This is a genomic window from Candidatus Njordibacter sp. Uisw_039 (assembly GCF_047730075.1).
GTDB lineage: Bacteria > Pseudomonadota > Gammaproteobacteria > Pseudomonadales > Balneatricaceae > Njordibacter.
The window spans coordinates 2,351,693-2,370,227 of sequence record NZ_CP159831.1; the positions used below are offsets into that span (position 1 = coordinate 2,351,693).

The 18,535-nt window shown below is 46.2% G+C and carries 17 protein-coding genes; 9 read left to right on the forward strand and 8 right to left on the reverse strand.

Annotated elements, in window-relative coordinates:
- Positions 1–56: 56 nt before the first annotated feature.
- Positions 57–1,058 (reverse strand): TAXI family TRAP transporter solute-binding subunit, encoded by a 1,002-nt coding sequence (locus tag ABXT70_RS11120; protein ID WP_443640562.1) that lies wholly within the window; start codon positions 1,056–1,058, stop codon positions 57–59.
- Positions 1,059–1,238: 180 nt separating this feature from the next.
- Here ABXT70_RS11120 and ABXT70_RS11125 point away from each other — a divergent pair, with 180 nt between their 5' ends.
- The 3 genes from ABXT70_RS11125 to ABXT70_RS11135 are packed head-to-tail and all read left to right on the forward strand — an operon-like array spanning position 1,239 to position 4,405.
- Positions 1,239–2,129 carry a MurR/RpiR family transcriptional regulator gene (locus ABXT70_RS11125; protein WP_443640563.1) on the forward strand — a complete coding sequence of 297 codons (891 nt, stop codon included), beginning with the start codon at positions 1,239–1,241 and terminating at the stop codon, positions 2,127–2,129.
- Positions 2,126–3,496 carry an amidase gene (locus tag ABXT70_RS11130; RefSeq protein WP_443640564.1) on the forward strand — a complete coding sequence of 457 codons (1,371 nt, stop codon included), beginning with the start codon at positions 2,126–2,128 and terminating at the stop codon, positions 3,494–3,496. The genes ABXT70_RS11125 and ABXT70_RS11130 overlap by 4 nt, the downstream gene beginning before the upstream one ends.
- 3 nt (positions 3,497–3,499) lie before the next feature.
- Positions 3,500–4,405, forward strand: coding sequence for a DMT family transporter (locus ABXT70_RS11135; protein ID WP_443640565.1), 906 nt, complete (start codon positions 3,500–3,502; stop codon positions 4,403–4,405).
- Between the two features lie 8 nt (positions 4,406–4,413).
- Here the strand turns inward: ABXT70_RS11135 and ABXT70_RS11140 are convergent, their stop codons facing one another.
- Both ABXT70_RS11140 and ABXT70_RS11145 read right to left on the reverse strand, forming a co-directional pair.
- Positions 4,414–5,535, reverse strand: a complete 1,122-nt coding sequence (locus ABXT70_RS11140) for a mandelate racemase/muconate lactonizing enzyme family protein (RefSeq protein WP_443640566.1) — start codon at positions 5,533–5,535, stop codon at positions 4,414–4,416.
- A gap of 42 nt (positions 5,536–5,577) precedes the next feature.
- On the reverse strand, positions 5,578–6,741 hold the full coding sequence (locus ABXT70_RS11145) for an alcohol dehydrogenase family protein (protein ID WP_443640567.1): 1,164 nt from the start codon (positions 6,739–6,741) through the stop codon (positions 5,578–5,580).
- A gap of 130 nt (positions 6,742–6,871) precedes the next feature.
- Here ABXT70_RS11145 and ABXT70_RS11150 point away from each other — a divergent pair, with 130 nt between their 5' ends.
- Entirely contained in the window at positions 6,872–8,107 is a 1,236-nt protein-coding gene (locus ABXT70_RS11150; protein ID WP_443640568.1) for an MFS transporter, read from the forward strand.
- Positions 8,108–8,301: 194 nt separating this feature from the next.
- Positions 8,302–8,946, forward strand: coding sequence for a dimethylsulfonioproprionate lyase family protein (locus tag ABXT70_RS11155; protein WP_443640569.1), 645 nt, complete (start codon positions 8,302–8,304; stop codon positions 8,944–8,946).
- Here ABXT70_RS11155 and ABXT70_RS11160 read toward each other — a convergent pair.
- The gene (locus ABXT70_RS11160; RefSeq protein ID WP_443640570.1) at positions 8,939–10,006 is read right to left on the reverse strand and encodes a threonine aldolase family protein; all 1,068 of its coding nucleotides are present in this window, start codon (positions 10,004–10,006) and stop codon (positions 8,939–8,941) included. The two genes, ABXT70_RS11155 and ABXT70_RS11160, sit on opposite strands and share 8 nt — an antisense overlap.
- Before the next feature lie 12 nt (positions 10,007–10,018).
- A complete protein-coding gene (gene ilvY / locus ABXT70_RS11165; protein WP_443640571.1) occupies positions 10,019–10,912 on the reverse strand; it encodes an HTH-type transcriptional activator IlvY in 894 nt (297 codons plus the stop codon).
- Between the two features lie 152 nt (positions 10,913–11,064).
- Here ilvY and ilvC point away from each other — a divergent pair, with 152 nt between their 5' ends.
- From ilvC to betI, 4 genes are all read left to right on the forward strand, one after another.
- Positions 11,065–12,540, forward strand: coding sequence for a ketol-acid reductoisomerase (gene ilvC, locus ABXT70_RS11170; RefSeq protein ID WP_443640572.1), 1,476 nt, complete (start codon positions 11,065–11,067; stop codon positions 12,538–12,540).
- A gap of 12 nt (positions 12,541–12,552) precedes the next feature.
- Entirely contained in the window at positions 12,553–13,980 is a 1,428-nt protein-coding gene (modF, locus tag ABXT70_RS11175) for a molybdate ABC transporter ATP-binding protein ModF (protein ID WP_443640573.1), read from the forward strand.
- A gap of 68 nt (positions 13,981–14,048) precedes the next feature.
- On the forward strand, positions 14,049–14,381 hold the full coding sequence (locus tag ABXT70_RS11180; protein ID WP_443640574.1) for a DMT family transporter: 333 nt from the start codon (positions 14,049–14,051) through the stop codon (positions 14,379–14,381).
- Between the two features lie 24 nt (positions 14,382–14,405).
- Positions 14,406–14,996: a transcriptional regulator BetI gene (gene betI, locus ABXT70_RS11185; protein ID WP_443640575.1), complete on the forward strand. Its 591-nt coding sequence runs from the start codon at positions 14,406–14,408 to the stop codon at positions 14,994–14,996.
- A 4-nt stretch (positions 14,997–15,000) separates the two neighbouring features.
- Here the strand turns inward: betI and ABXT70_RS11190 are convergent, their stop codons facing one another.
- From ABXT70_RS11190 to betA, 3 genes are read right to left on the reverse strand one after another with little or no spacing between them, the layout of a single operon-like run.
- A complete protein-coding gene (locus ABXT70_RS11190) occupies positions 15,001–15,132 on the reverse strand; it encodes a hypothetical protein (protein ID WP_443640576.1) in 132 nt (43 codons plus the stop codon).
- Between the two features lie 27 nt (positions 15,133–15,159).
- Positions 15,160–16,776 carry a ChbG/HpnK family deacetylase gene (locus tag ABXT70_RS11195; RefSeq protein ID WP_443640577.1) on the reverse strand — a complete coding sequence of 539 codons (1,617 nt, stop codon included), beginning with the start codon at positions 16,774–16,776 and terminating at the stop codon, positions 15,160–15,162.
- Positions 16,777–16,823: 47 nt separating this feature from the next.
- Positions 16,824–18,527 (reverse strand): choline dehydrogenase, encoded by a 1,704-nt coding sequence (betA, locus tag ABXT70_RS11200; protein ID WP_443640578.1) that lies wholly within the window; start codon positions 18,525–18,527, stop codon positions 16,824–16,826.
- Positions 18,528–18,535: the final 8 nt, after the last annotated feature.

The following is an 18,535-nucleotide window of genomic DNA, read 5'->3' on the forward strand; positions in this document are numbered from 1 at the left end:
TGGTAATTGAAATCCTAGGCTGAAGGCCCATAAGCCCACAGCCCAAGCATGGGTGGTTACATCCAACCCTGTTCTTTATAATACCGCACTGCACCTTCGTGCAACGGCGCACTCAAACCATCACTAATCATCTGATCATGGGTGAGGTTAGCAAATGCAGGATGAAGTTTGCGGAAATCCTCTATGTTCTCAAACACCGCTCGCACTAATTCATACACTACATCGGCAGACACCTTAGCAGAACTAACAAAAGTCGCTTTTACACCAAAGGTAGTGACATCTTGGCTACTGGTTTTGTAGGTACCCGCTGGGATGGTAGCAAACGCATAAAAAGGGTTACTATTAACCAACCCTTTTTCTACATCACTATTCAAGTTAATAATACGCGCATCACAGCCATCAGTTGCAATGGAAACACCAGCGTTAGGCACACCCACAGTATAACCATAGGCATCAATTTTGCCATCACACAAAGCTTTGGACTGTTCAGAAGAAGTCAATTCAGTGGCAATTTTAAAATCACTGCTACTGATGCCATGAGCCGTCATTAAGACTTCCATAGTACCCCTTTGACCGGAGCCTGGGTTACCAATATTTACTCGTTTTCCAGCTAAATCTCCCCAGCTATTAATGCCAGAGTCTTTACCAACAATAATATGGAAAGGCTCAGGATGAACTGAGAACACTGCCCTTAAGTCACTTTGCTTTTTACCTTCCCATTTACTGCTACCATTAGAGGCATGATACTGCCAATCAGATTGGGCAACACCGAAATCTAATTCACCTTCACCAATTTGGCCAATGTTGTAGTTGGAACCACCCGTGGATGGGGCAGCACAGCGAATACCATGCTTGCGACCACTCTTACGGCCTTCTGCGGCTTCTTTGTGCACCATACGGCAAATAGAGTTACCTACCACAAAGTAAACTCCTGTGGGGCCACCAGTACCAATAGAAATAAAGGTATTAGCTGCCTGGGTTAGCGGAGACGTTAAGCTGATAACCGAAAGAGCCGCACCAACCACAGCACCAATGGTAATTTTTTTTATTGATTTCATGACGTATTCCTTGTACAGATGATTCACTCGCACCCATCTGCTCATGCTTATGAGTGTTGCGAAACCCCATTATGCAACCTTTTTTGCATTTAGCAACAAAAAAGGAATTATATTTGCTTTTGTGTTGGCCTTGATTGAGCGATAATCCCAACAGCGTTTTAACTAGGAGTATTTTAAGGCATGAATCAATCATCCATACTGCCAGCAGCAGATCTTCTGGAACTTAGGAAAGTGATCGCTGCCATTGCCGCCAAACAGAGTGCAATTAAACTTGGGCAACGCTCCTATGCTGTCTTGCTAGATCTAGCAAACAGTCCAGATACTGCAGCCCATAGTTCCATTAATCAACTGGCTTCCAATTTTGGAGTGAGTGCATCCACCCTAACTCGGCTCGCCACGCGGTTAGGGTATAGTGGCTTTAATGCCCTTCAAAACATCTTCCGTCAACATTTGGCAGAGCCACACTTCTACAGTGAACGAGCCCATCAATCTCAGGATCAAGAGTCCGATTCATTGGTGCAAGTTGCCCAAGAGGAAATCGCTAACATTCAACAAATGATGTCACAGGTATCTACAGAACAATGGCAGCAAGCCTTAGAATTGTTGCAAAACGCGCGCCATGTACGCACTTTTGCGCAGCGTCAGTTTTACTCAACTGCAACATTTTTCTCCTATTGCTTAGGACTTTTACGAGATGGTGTTGGAGTCTTAGGAGACTCAGGCCACGGTGTACCCCATGGTCTGGCACAATTGAACCAGCAAGATCTATTAATTGTATTTGGCAGCCACCCATACAGCCGTATTGCTGTGGATTGTTGCCGCCAAGCCAGGGCTATGGAAATCCCCACCATGGTCTTTACGGACACCCATGGAGCGCCATTGAGTAGTGATGCTAGCTGCCTATTTACCATACCTACAAGTGGTAGCTTTTTTAGCAACAGCACCGCGGCCTGGGTGGTACTCATTGAAGCTATACTCACTGCCTATGCACGCCGTTTGGGTCCAGATGCCATTAAAACCTTAGAACAACGAGAGCAAGTGTTTGAGCAGATGCAGGTTGCTTACTCATGACACGTAAAACTCCCTTGAGCATCAAGCAAATTCATCACTTAGTAGTTGAGAAAAAAACACACCCTCTCGCCCTAATTACTGACGCCTACAGTAAATTGCACCAACATCAACCCCAACTGCAAGCTTTTAGATCCATTGGAAAGCCACCGCCTTCAGTCCCTCAGGGGTTATTGGCAGGCGTCAGCGTATCCGTTAAAGACCTTTATGCTGTGACCGGCTTTGACACTTATGCAGGCTCACCTTTGGCATTACACGAATTTAATCACTCAGGCACCTTGGTTAAACGCCTAACTGATGCCGGTGCGCATGTTTGTGGTAAAACCCATACCGTAGAATTTGCCTTTGGTGGACTCGGTACCAACCCTCATTGGCCTGTGCCAGTTAACCCATTCGATACTAAACAACATCGGGTACCTGGCGGCTCTAGCTCAGGCGCCCCTGTGTCATTGTGGATGGGTGCCTGCCAACTGGCTTTAGGTTCAGACACCTCAGGCTCAGTGCGTGTTCCAGCGGCATTTTGTGGTACATTTGGCCTTAAAACAAGCGTTGGAAGGTGGGAGAAAGACGGTATTGTACCGCTGTCACCCAGCGTTGATACGGCTGGCCTTCTGGCCTTAAGTGCTGCCGATGCACTCTGGGGTTTTGCGGTGCTCGACCCAGCCACCAGTAATAATCCAAAGGCATTTATTGAGCAAAACACACTTACAAAAAAATCCATTCGAGGCGCTCGCATTGGTGTCATCACGGCACTATTTGAGGACTGTGAGGGTGGCATCGATAAACGGGTATTATCCGCCTTAGAGCAACTCGAAGCTGTTGGAGCAATTTTAGTAGAATTGGATTGGCCTTACCTAGAAGAAACTTACCAGCTGTTCCTGCAAGGTGGTTTCTCGGCGCTAGAGTTCCCAGCATTCATCAAAACTGAAGATCGCAAACCATGGTTTGATCAATTGGCGCCAAGCACAAAAATGCGTTTTGCCCACCTTACAGACGCGGACATGGCGGACGCACCAGCCCAAATCGCAGCCAAAAATGCGCTCATAAAAACGTTTAATCAAGCCGCAGAAGTGGTGCTAAAACGTGTCGATTTTGCTGTGTGCCCTACTTGCCCTATAAGTGCACCAACCTTGGCCTATGTTGAAACCAATATGGAACATTATAAAGAGCGAAACTTCAAAGCCCTACGCAATACTCAAGTGGCCAATTTACAACACCTCTGTGCAGCGACATTGCCGTGCGGATTGGATGATTATGATATGCCGTTGGGCTTACAAATTATAATGGGCCACGGCCAAGATCAACAGCTCATGCAGTGGAGCTGCACGGTGGAATCTATTATTGGTGATGCACAGCATCACTACAATTAAGCCATGTCGATGATCAAAACAGCCGGTCTTCAAGCCTATACTCTGCTCGCCGTTCAAGGGGCTGTGTGGGGTTCATCTTTTCAGGCTATAAAGTATGCCTTAGAGGGATTTGGGCCTATCAGCATTGCTGCTGGGCGCATACTTATTGCTGCTTTAGTGCTATTAGCCTACGCCTTAATGCAAGGGGACCGATTACCTCGATCTGCTTCTATATGGATGAGCTTTTTGCTGATTGGTTTCTTCAACTGTGCCCTGCCATTTTTCCTAATTCCTTGGGGGGAGCAATCATTAGACTCTGGTAGAGCGGCAATTTTTATGGCCACAGGCCCCTTAATTGCAATCCTTCTAGCCCACTTTACCAGTGCCAACGAACACATAACCCGTTATAAGGCAGTAGGTTTTATACTTGGGTTTATTGGCGTGTTGTATGTCATTGGGTTTGACACTTTTAGCACAGGGGTGGGAGACTTATTACCTCAGTTAGCAATTATTGTTGCCGCAGCATCCTACGTTATTTCAGGCGCCATGGTTAAACGGGTTAAAGGCATGAGTAGTGCCATGTTGTCTGCAGGCGTTCTTTTGGGAGGCTGCCTTATTACCCTGCCCGCAAGCCTGCTGTTAGAAAACCCCCTAGCCAGCAGAGAGAGCATACCTGATTCAGCAATCATTGCTCTGGTGTATTTGGGTTTAATACCCACAGGCGCTGCTTTTTTTGTGCGCTTTTACTTGATCAGAATGTACGGCTACACCTTCGTTGCCCAAGTGGGGTATCTAGTGCCCTTATTCAGTGTTTTGTTTGGTGTTGTATTGCTGGGTGAAACTCTGACCGAAGCCATGGTGTTTGGATTACTGCTCATTCTGGGTGGTATTGTACTGAGCCGCAGAGGCAATAAAGCTACTGAATCATAGACTTTAGCTTACAAACAATAAGTCATTACTGGCTCGCCTAGCACTTCCATGCGTGGCTCAATACCAAGTCCCGGAGTCTCTGGCGCAGTCACCCAACCATCATGTCGCTTAAAAGCACCCTTGTCGGTGGCGTCCGCTGTGGTAATAGTTACCATGTCTCGGGTATCAAGTATGCAGCGTAATAGGTGCGCAGGTATGGTTTGTCCTAAGTGGGCAATAGCTGCAAAAGCAATATCAGAACCCACGGTGTCTTGCACACTGAGACTATAGCCTGCGCTTATGCACATATCACGTTGGCGGCGACAAGGCGTTAAACCGCCATTTTTCGATATTTTGAGGCCTACACCTTCGGCCCCATCTTCACTAATGAGTTGAGCCACAGAGGCATCGTTGTTGGCTAGTTCATCCCACACCATTGGAATATCCGTACGCCGCCGCAAGGACATATGTTCCCGCCAAGTGGCGCAAGGTGCTTCAAGCACAATATCTGCATGGCGAGGTAACAGACGTAAGAACCGCAACGCAGTTTCTACGGTTAGACCACCATTGGCATCCACTAAGAAATATTCCCCCGCTTGGCGGTCAGCCAAACATGCCATTACCCTCTCCGCATCTAATTGCGGGTCTTCACCAATTTTAATAGAATGACCACGGTAACCTTGCAGCCGATGGGCTTGCACTCGTTTGCGCATGGCTTCTGGAGTGCCTGCATAGACAGACGATATTACGCCCATGGGCTGGAGAGTACGCCCGCCTAATAAGTCACATACAGGCATACCTACCGCTTTGCCAAACAAATCCCAGCAGGCAACATCTATAGCAGTTTTAGCGTGTCCGTGCCCAACCAACGCCCCATCCATAACATCATAAACTCGGTCTACTCGGCGTGGATCAAGGCCTAATATAGCCGGCGTTATTTCTGCGATGCCTGCCCTTACACCTAGTGCGTGGGCAGCAACATAAGTGGCGCCAAAGGGTGTGCTTTCACCAAAGCCAGTGAGGCCTGTGTCGCTGGTAAGCCGCACTATAGTAGCATCAAAATTAGCATATTCTCTGCCACCTGAGAGACGATAGATGCCCCCTGAATAAGGTAGATCCACTTGGTAAACATCAACTTGGCTTATTTTCACGGGCTTACCTTTTATTATTATGCAGTACTTAAGCAGCCCAACTTACGACTCAGGAATGAGCACTAACTTACCTGTAAACCCTTTATTCAAGAAGTCTGTTTGGGCTTTGTGAATTTGTTTAAGTGGGTAGCTTTGAGCCACCACTGGGCGAATTTCTTCTGCTTCGATATAGCTCACCAAGTTGCTAAATACAATGTGATCTTGAAACGTACAGCCAAAGAAAGTGAGGTCTTTTAAATATAACGTACGAACATCCAATTCAACCATAGGTCCAGCGATGGCTCCAGAGGTGGCATAGCGGCCACCCCGACGCAATACGTCGAGCAGTTGAGGCCAGTCTGGACCAGCCACCAAATCTACAACTAAATCTACTTCATCAGCGCCAATAGCAGCAACAAGGTCAACACCCCTAGGGACTAGCTGATCAGCTCCTAACGCTTTTACGTCATCATGTTTGGTCACGCCAGCAACGGCAATCACATATGCACCACGACGCTTTGCTAACTGCACTGCAGCAGAACCCACACCACCAGAAGCACCTGTGATTAATACCCGTTCTCCAGACTTTAAACTGGCCCTATGGAGCATGTTTTCAGCAGTAGAATATGCGCAAGGAATAGATGCCAATTCAACATCACTCCAAGGTGTATTTACCGCATATGCTTCATCGCTCAGGGCACAGGTATATTGCGCAAAACCACCATCATATTCAGACCCAAAGGTTACACAATCAAAGCGTTTTTTGGTCTGCGGATCTTGCTGCATAGTACGTACAAGAACGCGTTCACCTATACGCTCTGCATTAACACCTGATCCTACAGAAACCACTTCGCCACACACGTCTGCCCCTTGGATACGCGGAAACTGTAATGCGCTACCCGACCATGTGGCAGTGGTAGCATCAAGTTCATCATAACCTTGATCGGCACCGCTGTTGGTATCGCCAGTGACTTGTTTTGAGTACCAACCAATACGAGTATTAATGTCAGTATTATTTACCCCGGCTGCCAACACTTTCAGTAGCACCTCACCGTCTTTAGGTTGGGGGGTAGGAATATCATGACGATACACCAGCTGATCTAAGCCGCCATGGCCAATCAGGTGCACACCAGACATTGTGGTTGGTAGTTGGTTATTAGTAGGGTTCATAAGGTTTTGCTGTAACGATGGCAAGTGCCATGAATCTAGCAGTTTGATGCACGCCACACAAGCGACTTTTGAGCTGACAGTGATGAACGCTATTATGGTCAAGTATTGACCTGTTCTTTTATTTAGAATAGTTTAATACATTATTAATTGCCTTTAAATTAATCGCCTATAAAAAGGGCAGCACACCATGATCACACTCCTTACTCAGCCCCTTACCTATGGACTGAAAAACAATTCTCCTCAGCTTTTTCAGTGGCTACTACAAGTATTTTTTGTGGGGCTCATGTTGGGCACTACTCGTATAGTCATTACGCCACTAGCCGAGCAAGAATTTGGCTTAGCTAAAGATTCACTTTTACTACTCAGTACCTTTGTTATTGCCTTTGGTGTGGTTAAAGGTTGCATGAATTTTGTAGCTGGGTATTGGGCTGAGAAAATTGGTCGCAAACCTGTTCATCTTGCAGGTTGGCTTATTGCCTTGCCTATTCCGGTATTATTTTATTTTGCCCAATCGTGGGCCTGGGTAGTATTTGCCACTGTGCTTTTGGGTATCAACCAAGGCCTCACTTGGTCTATGAGTCAAACGGCCAAACTGGATATTACCGCAGCCGATGAACGCGGCCTCACCATCGGTTTGAATGAATTTGCAGGCTATACTGGTGTTGCTCTAGGTGGGTTAGCGAGCGCTTACATCAGCCAGTGGTTAGGACTCAAAACGGGTTTGTTAGTATTTGGCTTTCTAATCATTAGCCTTGCCTTTATCCTCACATGGTTAAACATTGTCGAAACCCGCCCATGGGCTTTGTATCAAACACAACACGAGGCGCCAACAACTGCCACGCAAACCGTGTCAACATGGTCTGTATTTAAGCGGATGAGTTGGAGCGATTCGCGGCTACTAGCGATTACCCAAGCAGGCTGCGTTGAAAAATTTGTTGACGCATTGGTGTGGATTGTATATCCCATCTACTTGTATCAAAAGACTCAAGATTTGCCATTAACGGGGTGGATTATTTCGATATATGGATTAGTTTGGGGCGCTAGCCAATTACTCACTGGGCATTGGTCTGACAAGTATGGCCGCCAACGACTTAACGTTACGGGAATGACGCTAACTACAATTGGCGTACTCGTAATGCCCCTCAACGAAACGGTCTTGTGGTGGAGCTTCAGCTCCGCCCTTACGGGTTTAGGCATGGCTTTACTCTACCCTAATTTAGCCGCTGCCATTGCAGACTTTTCACAACCCCAATGGCGCGCTACTGCCATTGGTATTTATCGATTTTGGCGCGACTTGGGTTATGCAATTGGCGCTTTATTATTAGGCCTAGCAGCTTATTTAACTCAAGACCTAACGGTAGCCTTCTGGGTTGTAGGAGGTTGCATGGCTATGTCTACCGCTTGGTTGGCAGCCAAAGGCTAAAACACAATTATCAATATTCCTGTCTATGTATCATCGGTAGAACTTAGAGACTGCGATGTCGACCATGATCACGACTCTCATGATGACCATAACAATGAGTCTTGCTATACAGTGTATTGGGGTATTTCGCCTACTTCTATAACACGCTTTAAAAAGGTTATGATGCCTCTTAAGTGAACCTATAACAGAAAAACATGCAACATCAGAAAAACATCCAACGAGAGCTTGCTAGCCTGCGCCAACATCTAGTTTCGCTACTACAACTAGCCAGTAATCTAGATTCTGCTGGACTGAGCACCGTACATACAGTGATAGAACGATTGGGTTCCCGCAGTGATGTTGGCCGGCAAGCTCACCGAGCCAACCCTTTGTCTGATTTGTTACCTCAAATAAAGCGAGCCAATGGAATTTTACCTGAACCCTGCCAAAATATGGTTAACAGCATAATAGACCTAGCTGATAATCTGCCTTGGTACCAAAGGCCTGTGGCTAATAATCCAAGCTTCATGGAGAGCCATGTAAACGCTCAAATAATAGGCCCAGAAGGCATAGAAGTGCGGCACGATTTAATTGTAGGCGTGACTTTAATGCGCCCCGATATAGACTACCCCGACCACCAGCACGAACCAGAAGAAATATACGTTGTCTTGAGTGATGGCAGATGGCGCCAAGCCAGTGGCGATTGGCATACACCAGGCCTAGGTGGCTTAGTGCATAACCCTAGTGATGTAATGCACGGCATGAAATCCCTTAGTACGCCTTTGGTTGCACTTTGGTGTTTACCGCTAGATAAACCCTTTACGCCTTTTAGCGCAGCTATTAGCTCTTCTGCTAGATAGTCTTTGCCAACTTTTTAGCAGCACTTATAAAGTAGTCAACATCAGTTTCGTTAGTGGCAAAGCTGGTCACTAGGCGAACTATATTTTCACCCCACCTATCGCTGTAAAAATAAAAGCCTTGCTCAAGTAAACCGTCAATCATTGCCTTGGGCAGCTTACAAAAAAACATATTTGAAGCCGTCTTCCCTTGCATCTCTACACCCTCAATAGTGCGAAAACCTTGATCCAACCGCAGCGCCATTGCGTTGGCATGGCGGGCGTTATTAAGCCACAAATCCTGCTTAAAGTAGGCGTCTAGCTGCGCAGACATCAAGTACATTTTAGACATTAAATGACCAGATCGCTTGCGCCTCCATGCCATTTCTTGTGCTAATTCCTGGTCAAACAGTACAATTGCTTCCACTGCTAAAGTGCCGTTCTTGGTCGCCCCAAAAGATAACACGTCAACACCAGCTTGCCATGTCATGGCTGCAGGAGAACAATCCAAAGCGACCAATGCATTGGTAAAACGAGCGCCATCCATATGAAACTTTAAGCCATTGTCTCTGCAGATCCGCCCGATGTTAGACAACTCTTCTAGGCTATAAACGCTGCCTGTTTCCGTAGTTTGGCTCACACTCACCACAGAGGTTTGTACCGAATGCACATCAGCGATATTTGGTGTTGCCTTGAGTGCCAATGTTTTAGGGCAAAGCTTACTATGGTCTCCATCTATGAAAACCAACTTAGCACCGTGAGTGAAAAATTCTGGGGCACCACATTCATCAACATTGATATGGCTATGGGGGTGACAAAGTACGGCACCCCATGGCGGTGTCAACACACTCAGAGCCAAGGCGTTGGCGGCCGTGCCCGTAGCTACTAAAAACACGCTAACAGGACACTCAAAAATTTCTGCAAGGGCCTTCTCCACCTGCTCGCTATAGTGATCTTTACCATAGGGTTTTTGGATAGCTATGCCAGCGTCCATAATTGCCTGTAACACCGCTGGTGCTGCACCTACTGTGTTATCACTAGAAAATACTTTATTAATCATTACTTGGTCCTTACTGGGGGCCATTGCTACTCTCCATTAATTTGACCCCTGTGCCACTAGTTGCCATAAGGCACTAACCAAGGGTTTTTTAAGGTTCTTTTTAAGGGCAACCAAACCTACATCATAGGCTTCAAGTTGCGGTTTCACGTCTAATATTTGAATTCGCTCAATGGTAGGGCTGTTATCCAGAACGATCTTTGGCACTACGCCAATACCTAAGCCGAGGCTTACCATAATGACAATAGCTTCATTACCTGCCACTTGAGCGTAGATTTTTGGGGTTACATCCATAGCCCTAAACCAGGCGTCCGTGCGCTGACGAGACAAACCACCTTCTGCCAAGATCATGGGCACTTGAGACCATTCTTTAGGACTGGTTGGAGTGATTAAAGGTTGTTCTAGGTTACTTTGATCTTTGGGTGCGATAAAGACTAAGGGGGATATGGTAATCGGTTTAAAAGCCAACTCTCTGGGTAAGTTTTTTGGCCTGGCAACGATGGCTAGGTCCTCTTCACTAGAAATAACATGAGCAATGCCTTGGTCTGGATCACCAGTGTGGAGTTTGATTTCTATGTTCGGGTGATCTTGGCGAAAACGCTGAAACAGGTCAAACAACAAACTATACACTGCCGTAACAGAGCAATATAAACTTACTTCACCTTGGAGTTGTCCATGGGCATCTTGTACTTGGTTACGAATAGCATCCCATTCTCCTACTGCTGAGCGGGCATAGCTCACAAAGGTTTGGCCTTCTGGAGTGAGTTGCACGCTGCGGTTGTCTCGGTTGAACAATGGCGCCCCTAGCCCTTCTTCTAATTGCCTTATATTGCGAGATAACGCTGACAAACTAATGTGGCACGCTGCACTGGCTTTACCAAAGTGTAAGTTCTCTGTCAGGGCCAAGAAGTGCTTGAGGTGTTTTATGTCCATAAACTAGACTCTAGCATAGTTTCAAAACAATATTGCTATATATGGCTCACTATGTAGCATATATATCAATTTACGAAAACATCAACAAAGCGTATTATGATGCCAGCTTCACCAGACTCAAATTATTGATCTTACAACCACAGGGTTTCCCCATGTCTAATAACTACTTTAATACCTTGCCTTTGCGCGAGCAGCTTGAACAACTAGCCAAGTGCCGTTTTATGCACATGAATGAATTCACTGACGGGGTAAATGCCCTAAAAGGCAAAAAAATGGTCATCATTGGTTGTGGTGCCCAAGGCCTTAACCAAGGCTTAAACCTACGTGACAGCGGCTTAGACGTATCTTACACCCTGCGCCAATCAGCTATCGATGAGAAGCGTCAGTCTTTTAAGAACGCTTCTGAGAACGGCTTTACCGTAGGCACCTACGAAGAACTCATCCCCACTGCAGATATAGTACTTAACCTTACTCCAGACAAGCAGCACACCCCTGTGGTTACTGCAGTTATGCCGCTAATGAAGCAAGGCGCATGTTTGTCTTACTCACATGGTTTTAACATTGTTGAAGAAGGCATGCAGGTCCGTGACGATCTAACCGTCATCATGGTTGCACCTAAGTGCCCAGGTTCTGAAGTGCGTGCTGAATACGTGCGGGGTTTTGGCGTACCCACCTTGATCGCTGTGCACGAAAACAACGATCCACAAGGCCATGGTTTAGCTCTAGCTAAAGCCTACGCCGTAGGTACTGGCGGTCATAAGGCTGGCGTATTGATGTCGTCTTTTATTGCTGAAGTAAAGTCTGACCTTATGGGTGAACAAACCATCCTTTGTGGCATGCTACAAACAGGATCTTTATTGTGCTTTGACAAGATGATCGACAAGGGTGTGGATGCAGGCTATGCCTCTAAGCTAATCCAATACGGTTGGGAAACCATTACTGAAGCGCTGAAGTACGGCGGCGTAACTAACATGCTAGACCGTCTTTCTAACCCGGCTAAGATCAAGGCTTTTGACCTTTCTGAAGAATTGAAAGTAATCATGCGCCCTTTGTACAACAAGCACCAAGACGATATTATCAACGGCACTTTCTCTCGCACCATGATGGCAGACTGGGCCAACGATGATATTAATCTACTGGGCTGGCGTGCAGAAACAGGCGAAACTGCTTTTGAAAAGACCGTAGCTGGTGACGTGGAAATCTCTGAGCAAGAATACTTCGACCACGGCATTTTAATGGTAGCCATGGTTAAAGCTGGTGTAGAGCTAGCCTTTGAAACTATGACTGCCGCAGGTATCATTGCAGATTCTGCTTACTACGAGTCGTTGCATGAAACACCGCTGATCGCTAATACCATTGCCCGTAAGAAGTTGTACGAAATGAACGCCACTATCTCTGATACTGCAGAATATGGCTGTTACTTGTACAACCACGCCTGCTTGCCTTTATTGAATGATTTCATGAAAGACATCGACACAGACGTGATTGGCCGTGGCCTTAGTAGCGATGACAATGGCGTAGATAACGCCCGTTTAATCGAAGTAAACGAAGCCCTGCGTAGCCACCCTGTAGAAGCCATTGGCGCAACTTTGCGCGGCCACATGGCAGACATGAAGAAGATCATCTAAGCGAGATTCTTTATGATCCAGCTGCATAATTTGGCCGTAGAGTTTGATGAAGGTTTTCAACTTAAACACATTAATTGGCAAATTGAGCAGCACCAGCATTGGCTGATTACTGGCGCAAATGGCGCGGGTAAATCTGCCCTCGCCGCCGTGTTAGCTGGCTATGGAGAAATCCTAGCTGGCAACACTAGTGGCCTTCCTTGCAATATTGGTTGGGTGTCCTTTGAGGCCCAAGCTGAGCTAATTCAAGCCGAACTGAAAAAAGATGATGCCGACATCCTCGACGTCATAAGCCTCGGTACCCCTGTGCGCGAAATTATCTTTACCGCGGAAATAGATACAACTGTTGCACAGGGTTTAATTCACAAGTTCGAGTTAAATTATATACTCGATCGCGCCTTCCGAAAGTTATCAACAGGAGAATCTCGAAAAGTCATACTCATTAGGGCCTTGTCTTGTCATGCAGACCTGTTGATTTTAGACGAGCCCTTTGATGGCCTCGATAGCACCGCTCATACGCTGCTGCAACACCACCTTGCCGAAGTAGTACAACACACCCCAGTGGTTATGGTACTCAATCGTTTTGACGAAATTCCAGAGTTTATTAGTCACATTGCTTATATGGAGCAAGGCGAACTACGTCATCAAGTGAAGCGAGAAGACACTCAGGCTTATGCTGAGCTATACCAACTGTTACACCTTAAGACCACAGACTTGCAAGTTCCCGTTGCGGATACAGATAATGTAATCCCAGCGTTAGATCCACAACAACCCCTTGTGAAACTTAGCAACATTTGTATCAAGCACACCGACATGGTGTTGCTTAATGATCTCAATTGGAGCATAGAACCGAATCAAAATTGGCAACTCAGCGGCCCTAACGGCAGTGGTAAAACGGCGCTTTTGTCACTCATCACCGGTGACCACCCCCAGTGCTATACCAACGATATTTTTGTTTTTGGTTACCAAAGGGGCAATGGCGAAAGCATATGGCAGATTAAACAGTACATAGGTTACGTCTCCACTGCTTTGCAGTGGGAATACCGCGTGGGTACCAGCTTACGCAATGTCATCATTTCTGGTTTTTACGATTCCATCGGCTTGTATAGTAGAAGTAGCGACCGGCAAAAACAAATTGCCGATCAATGGTTAGCTTTATTAGGCATGCCAAACCGAGGCGACCAGCCTTTTAATAAGCTGTCTTATGGTGACCAGCGCCTGCTACTGATCGCTAGAGCTATGGTTAAGCACCCACCACTGTTAATTCTAGATGAACCTTGTTTGGGTCTAGACGATATCAATCGTCAGCTGGTTTTAGCCTTGATCGAAAAAATCTGCGCAGCTAGGGAAACTTCTGTCATTTACGTCAATCATCACGCACAAGATCGCATTGCCGGTATCGATAACTATTTAGCTTTAGAAAAATCTTCTGACAATTGTTAATTGTCTCGCATGGCAACCTATCATCGGGTAAAGTTCAGCTCTAAGTAATTCATATTCAAGGATTAGTAATGAAGAGCTGGTTTTTGCTATTTTTAGCCGTAATATTTGAAGTAGTCGGCACCTCAGCGATTAAGCAGTCTGCGGGGTTTACCAAGTTCTTGCCTTCTTTAGCAGTTGCTGTATGTTTTGTGGTGTCGTTTTATCTATTAACGTTCTCCCTCAAAGTACTGCCTATTGGCGTAGTCTATGCCGTGTGGTCAGGCATGGGGATCGTACTTATTTCGGTCATTGGCCATTGGTTCTTTAACGAGCGCCTCGATACGCCTGCCATCATCGGCGTCACCTGTATTCTTTCGGGCGTCATCATTATGCAAGTATTTTCTAAGGCCGTGGCTCACTAGATAAATCAGCAATAGGACTTCCTTATGCCAAAAGTGGGTATGCCAGAAATTAGACGTCCGCAGCTTATCAGAGCCACCATGGAAGTCATCAATCAAGTAGGCTTTCTCAATGCTTCGGTCGCCAAAATTGGCCAGCAAGCTGGTATTTCCCCAAGCATCATTAATCACTATTTTGATGGCAAAAGTGGCCTAGTAGAAGCCACTATGCGCAGCATTTTGAAAGACCTTTCAACGGGCATAAACTTACGTTTAGCTAAAGTACCCAAAGACGATATGATGGGACGCATAGAAGCCATAGTGGGGGAGAATTTTAGCCCCCACCAGAAAGACGAAGCGGTAGTGAAGACTTGGCTAGCCTTCTGGGCTCAAGCCATGCACGACCCTGCGTTAAATCGCTTACAGCGGGTTAATGAAAAACGCTTACTGTCGTACCTCAGATTTGAATTAAAGTGCCGTATGCCCCATCAACAAGCACAGATGGTAGCGACAAGTATAGCTGCGCTCATTGACGGAATTTGGCTGCGAAGTGCTCTTAATCCACAGGGCATAGATTCAAACCTAGCCCGTCAAGTGATTACAGATTATTTGTCTTTGTACCTAAAGACAGAGTCTTAGCGATTCACGTCATAACATAGGTCATTAAGCACTTTTCTGCCGCTTCTAACGCACCTTCAACTAAGCCACCAAATACCTCTGCTGCTTCAGCAGGCAAGAACATAGACCGGCCATGCCATGCATGTTCCAATGCCACTGGTACACTTAACTGCGAATACTCTTGCTAACGACTCAAATTATACAAGGCCCAGAATTCATCAACCCGTGCACCGTCATAATGATCTGTGTATTCTTTTGGCAACAGTTGCAGGTCTCCATGGGTAGCCGGATGACAAATGATTTCAGTAGGCTGAGTAAGTTTAGCTAACTGCCGTTGCCATTGATTACGCAACATAAACTGTTTACGCCTTGGGTATCTAAAGGGAAGGTAGGTCAAACCGGCCCGTTGCACAGCACGCTTTGCTCTAAGGGAAAACCAACACAGTAAAAACTGAGGCTTACCCAATAAACTCCAATCGAGTACCAGCCTAGTGTGGCCTAGACCTAAGTTTTTGGCTTGTGGTGCGATACGGTCAATAATGCCGGGTAACAAGTGCACATGGTGATGGGAATCAAAATAGCTTAGCACCACCCCCTGCTGCTGTAACGCCTTCACTTGCAGCGTGAACTCTTCCTCAATGTCCTTGAGTAATGGCGCTGAAAGAGTGCGACAACCAAACCAACTCTGTTTAATTAAACGTAACAAAGGTGCAGTTTGTGCCAGGCCATCCATATGATGATGGCCAGTTTTTTGACCTAAAAGCACACCGTTAGTTAAGTTAAAGTGCAGGCCTAGCTGAATGCCAGTTACAGCTTTTAATTCATCAAGCAAATATTCTTTATGTAAGCTATTCGCCATAATAGACACACGTTTAATAACACCTAGCTGTGCCAGCTTAAGCATACCTTCGTTAACGGCTGGAGAAATACCCCAGTCATCGGAGGTAATTTGCAGTAATTCATTTTGGCTTTTACTCAGAGGTGATCGTGGCTGGTATTCACCACGATTTTTTTTGTATTTGAGGTGTATTAAGGATTTAGTGGAACGAATAAGCTCACCACCAAGACGCAGGGTAGATTGGTCATGGTCGTGTATTAGGGTCACTGGAATAGACGCCACCTTGTCACCTTGCCCTTGAGCCAATAAAAACATTTCTATATCGTAAGAGAAACCGTGACAGGTAAGGTGACAAAAAAGCTTGGTAGCAAACTCTCGTGTCATAAGTTTTATGCCACACTGGGTGTCCGATTGTTGAATACCAAATAACAGTCTAACTACTTGATTATAGAATAGGCCAAAAACATGCCGTTTAAATAACGATGGCAAGAGCTTTGTGGGTAAATGGACGCGACTTTTTGCCAAACGACGGTTGCCCACCACCAAACTAGACCCTTCCCTCACAACCTCTTCAGCTTGGGATAAGAAGGCCAAATCAAACGGAAGATCTGCATCGATAAAGGCAATTAAGTTGTACTGAGATTTTAAAAAAGCAGATTGTAGCGCAGCACCCTTGCCTGATGGAGCTAAGTGTTGATGTAATACAACACGTGAGTCCTCAGAAAACTTCGCCTCTAACATGGCATGAGTTTTATGAACCTCGGTTAACTCACCATTAACACACACAACCACTTCAAACAGACCGTGCCAGTGCAGCTGTAAATAATCCAGCAACCTCTCTACCTTGTTTAGAATAAACCCACCACTGGCTTTGGCGGGAATGATAATGGATAGGTCTCGATTAACCATAGCTTGGCAGGTATCTCTTAGAATAAGCGCAGCTAAATATTGTAATACAACCACCTCCCCCTGTCGTGACTTTTCAAGAGGGTAACAGCAACTTGAAAAAATTATTCTTTTATTGGGTCAAGGGTGCGTACTGGTGTGCCAGTGCGTTGCTGATCTTGCCATTGATCTGCGATCCACACGTTGACATTGGATGGTGTTAACGGTGCTTTACCTAAAATTAAGTCAGCAGCTTTCTCCGCCACCATAATAGTAGGCGCGTTTAAGTTGCAGTTTGTTATCACTGGAAAGATGGAGGAATCCACTACCCTTAGACCTTCGACGCCACGTACTTTACACTCGCTGTCCAGCACTGCCATAACATCATCATCTGCACCCATTTTGCAGGTGCATGATGGATGGTAGGCACTTTCAACATTTTCTTTCACCCAAGCATCGATCTCATCATCAGTTTGCACTTTTACGCCTGGCTGAATTTCTTCACCTTTAAACGGATCTAGCGCTGGTTGATTAAGCAGTTCGCGGGTAAGGCGAATACAGTCACGCCAATCCTGCTGGTCTTGTGCTGTGCCAATGTAGTTAAACGATATTTCTGGTGCGTCACTTGCTTTGTTAGTCACAATACGGATATGACCACGGCTGCTTGGCTTATTAGGACCAACATGAACCTGATAACCATGGCCATCAAAGGCTGCATTACCGTCATAACGCATGGCTGCTGGTAAAAAGTGGTATTGAATGTTTGGCCACTTAAGACCTGCACGGGAGCGAATAAAACCACAGGATTCAAAATGGTTGGTTGCCCCCAATCCAGTTTTAGTGAGAAGCCAGCGAGCGCCAATTAAACCCATATTAAAATAATCAAGCTTGCTATTGAGGCTTATAGGTTGATTACAGCGGTACTGGAAGTAGACCTCCAAGTGATCTTGTAGGTTCTCACCAACACCTGGCAAATCGTGCAGCAAGGGTACCTGAGCATCTGCCAATACTTGGGCAGGGCCCACGCCAGACAATTGTAATAATTGTGGTGAGCCTATGGAACCCGCACTCAATATCACCTCTTTGCTGGCGTGTACTTGTTGCAGTTGTGCGCCTTGCAGGTATTCTATGCCCGTGGCGTGTTTACCATCAAACAACACCTTTTGAGCCGTCACCCTTTTCATTAAAGTGAGGTTGGGTCGCTTAAGGGCTCTGCGTAAGTGGGCATTACTGGTACTTGCACGTACACCATTTTTCACGGTCATGTGCATAGCACCAAAACCTTCTTGTTGCTCACCATTAAAGTCTTTAGTGTATGGGTACCCAGCTTCTTGGCCAGCATCGATAAACGCTTGATATAGTGGGTTGAGACGCATGTTATTGCCGCCACAAGTACCTACTGGGCCGCTACCTCCACGGTAATCGTCTTCACCACCTTGCCAAGTTTCCGCCTGCTTAAAATATGGCAAGCAATCAGCATAGTTCCAGCCCGTTGCACCCTGTTCTTGCCACTGCTCATAATCCATGGCATGACCACGCGCATACACCATACCGTTGATGGAGGATGAGCCCCCCAAAACCTTGCCACGGGGGCAATGCATTTCACGGCCATCTAGCCCAGGTTCTGCTTGGCTGTGGAATTGCCAAGCGTACTTTTCTGTATTCATGGGGTACGACAAGGCCGTGGGCATTTGAATAAAGATGCTTTTATCTGAGCCACCCGTTTCTAACAAGAGCACTTGGTGCTGGCCATTATGGCTCAGTCTGTTGGCCAATACGCAGCCGGCGGAACCTGCGCCAACAATAATATAATCGTATTTCTTAGTCATCTTTAAGC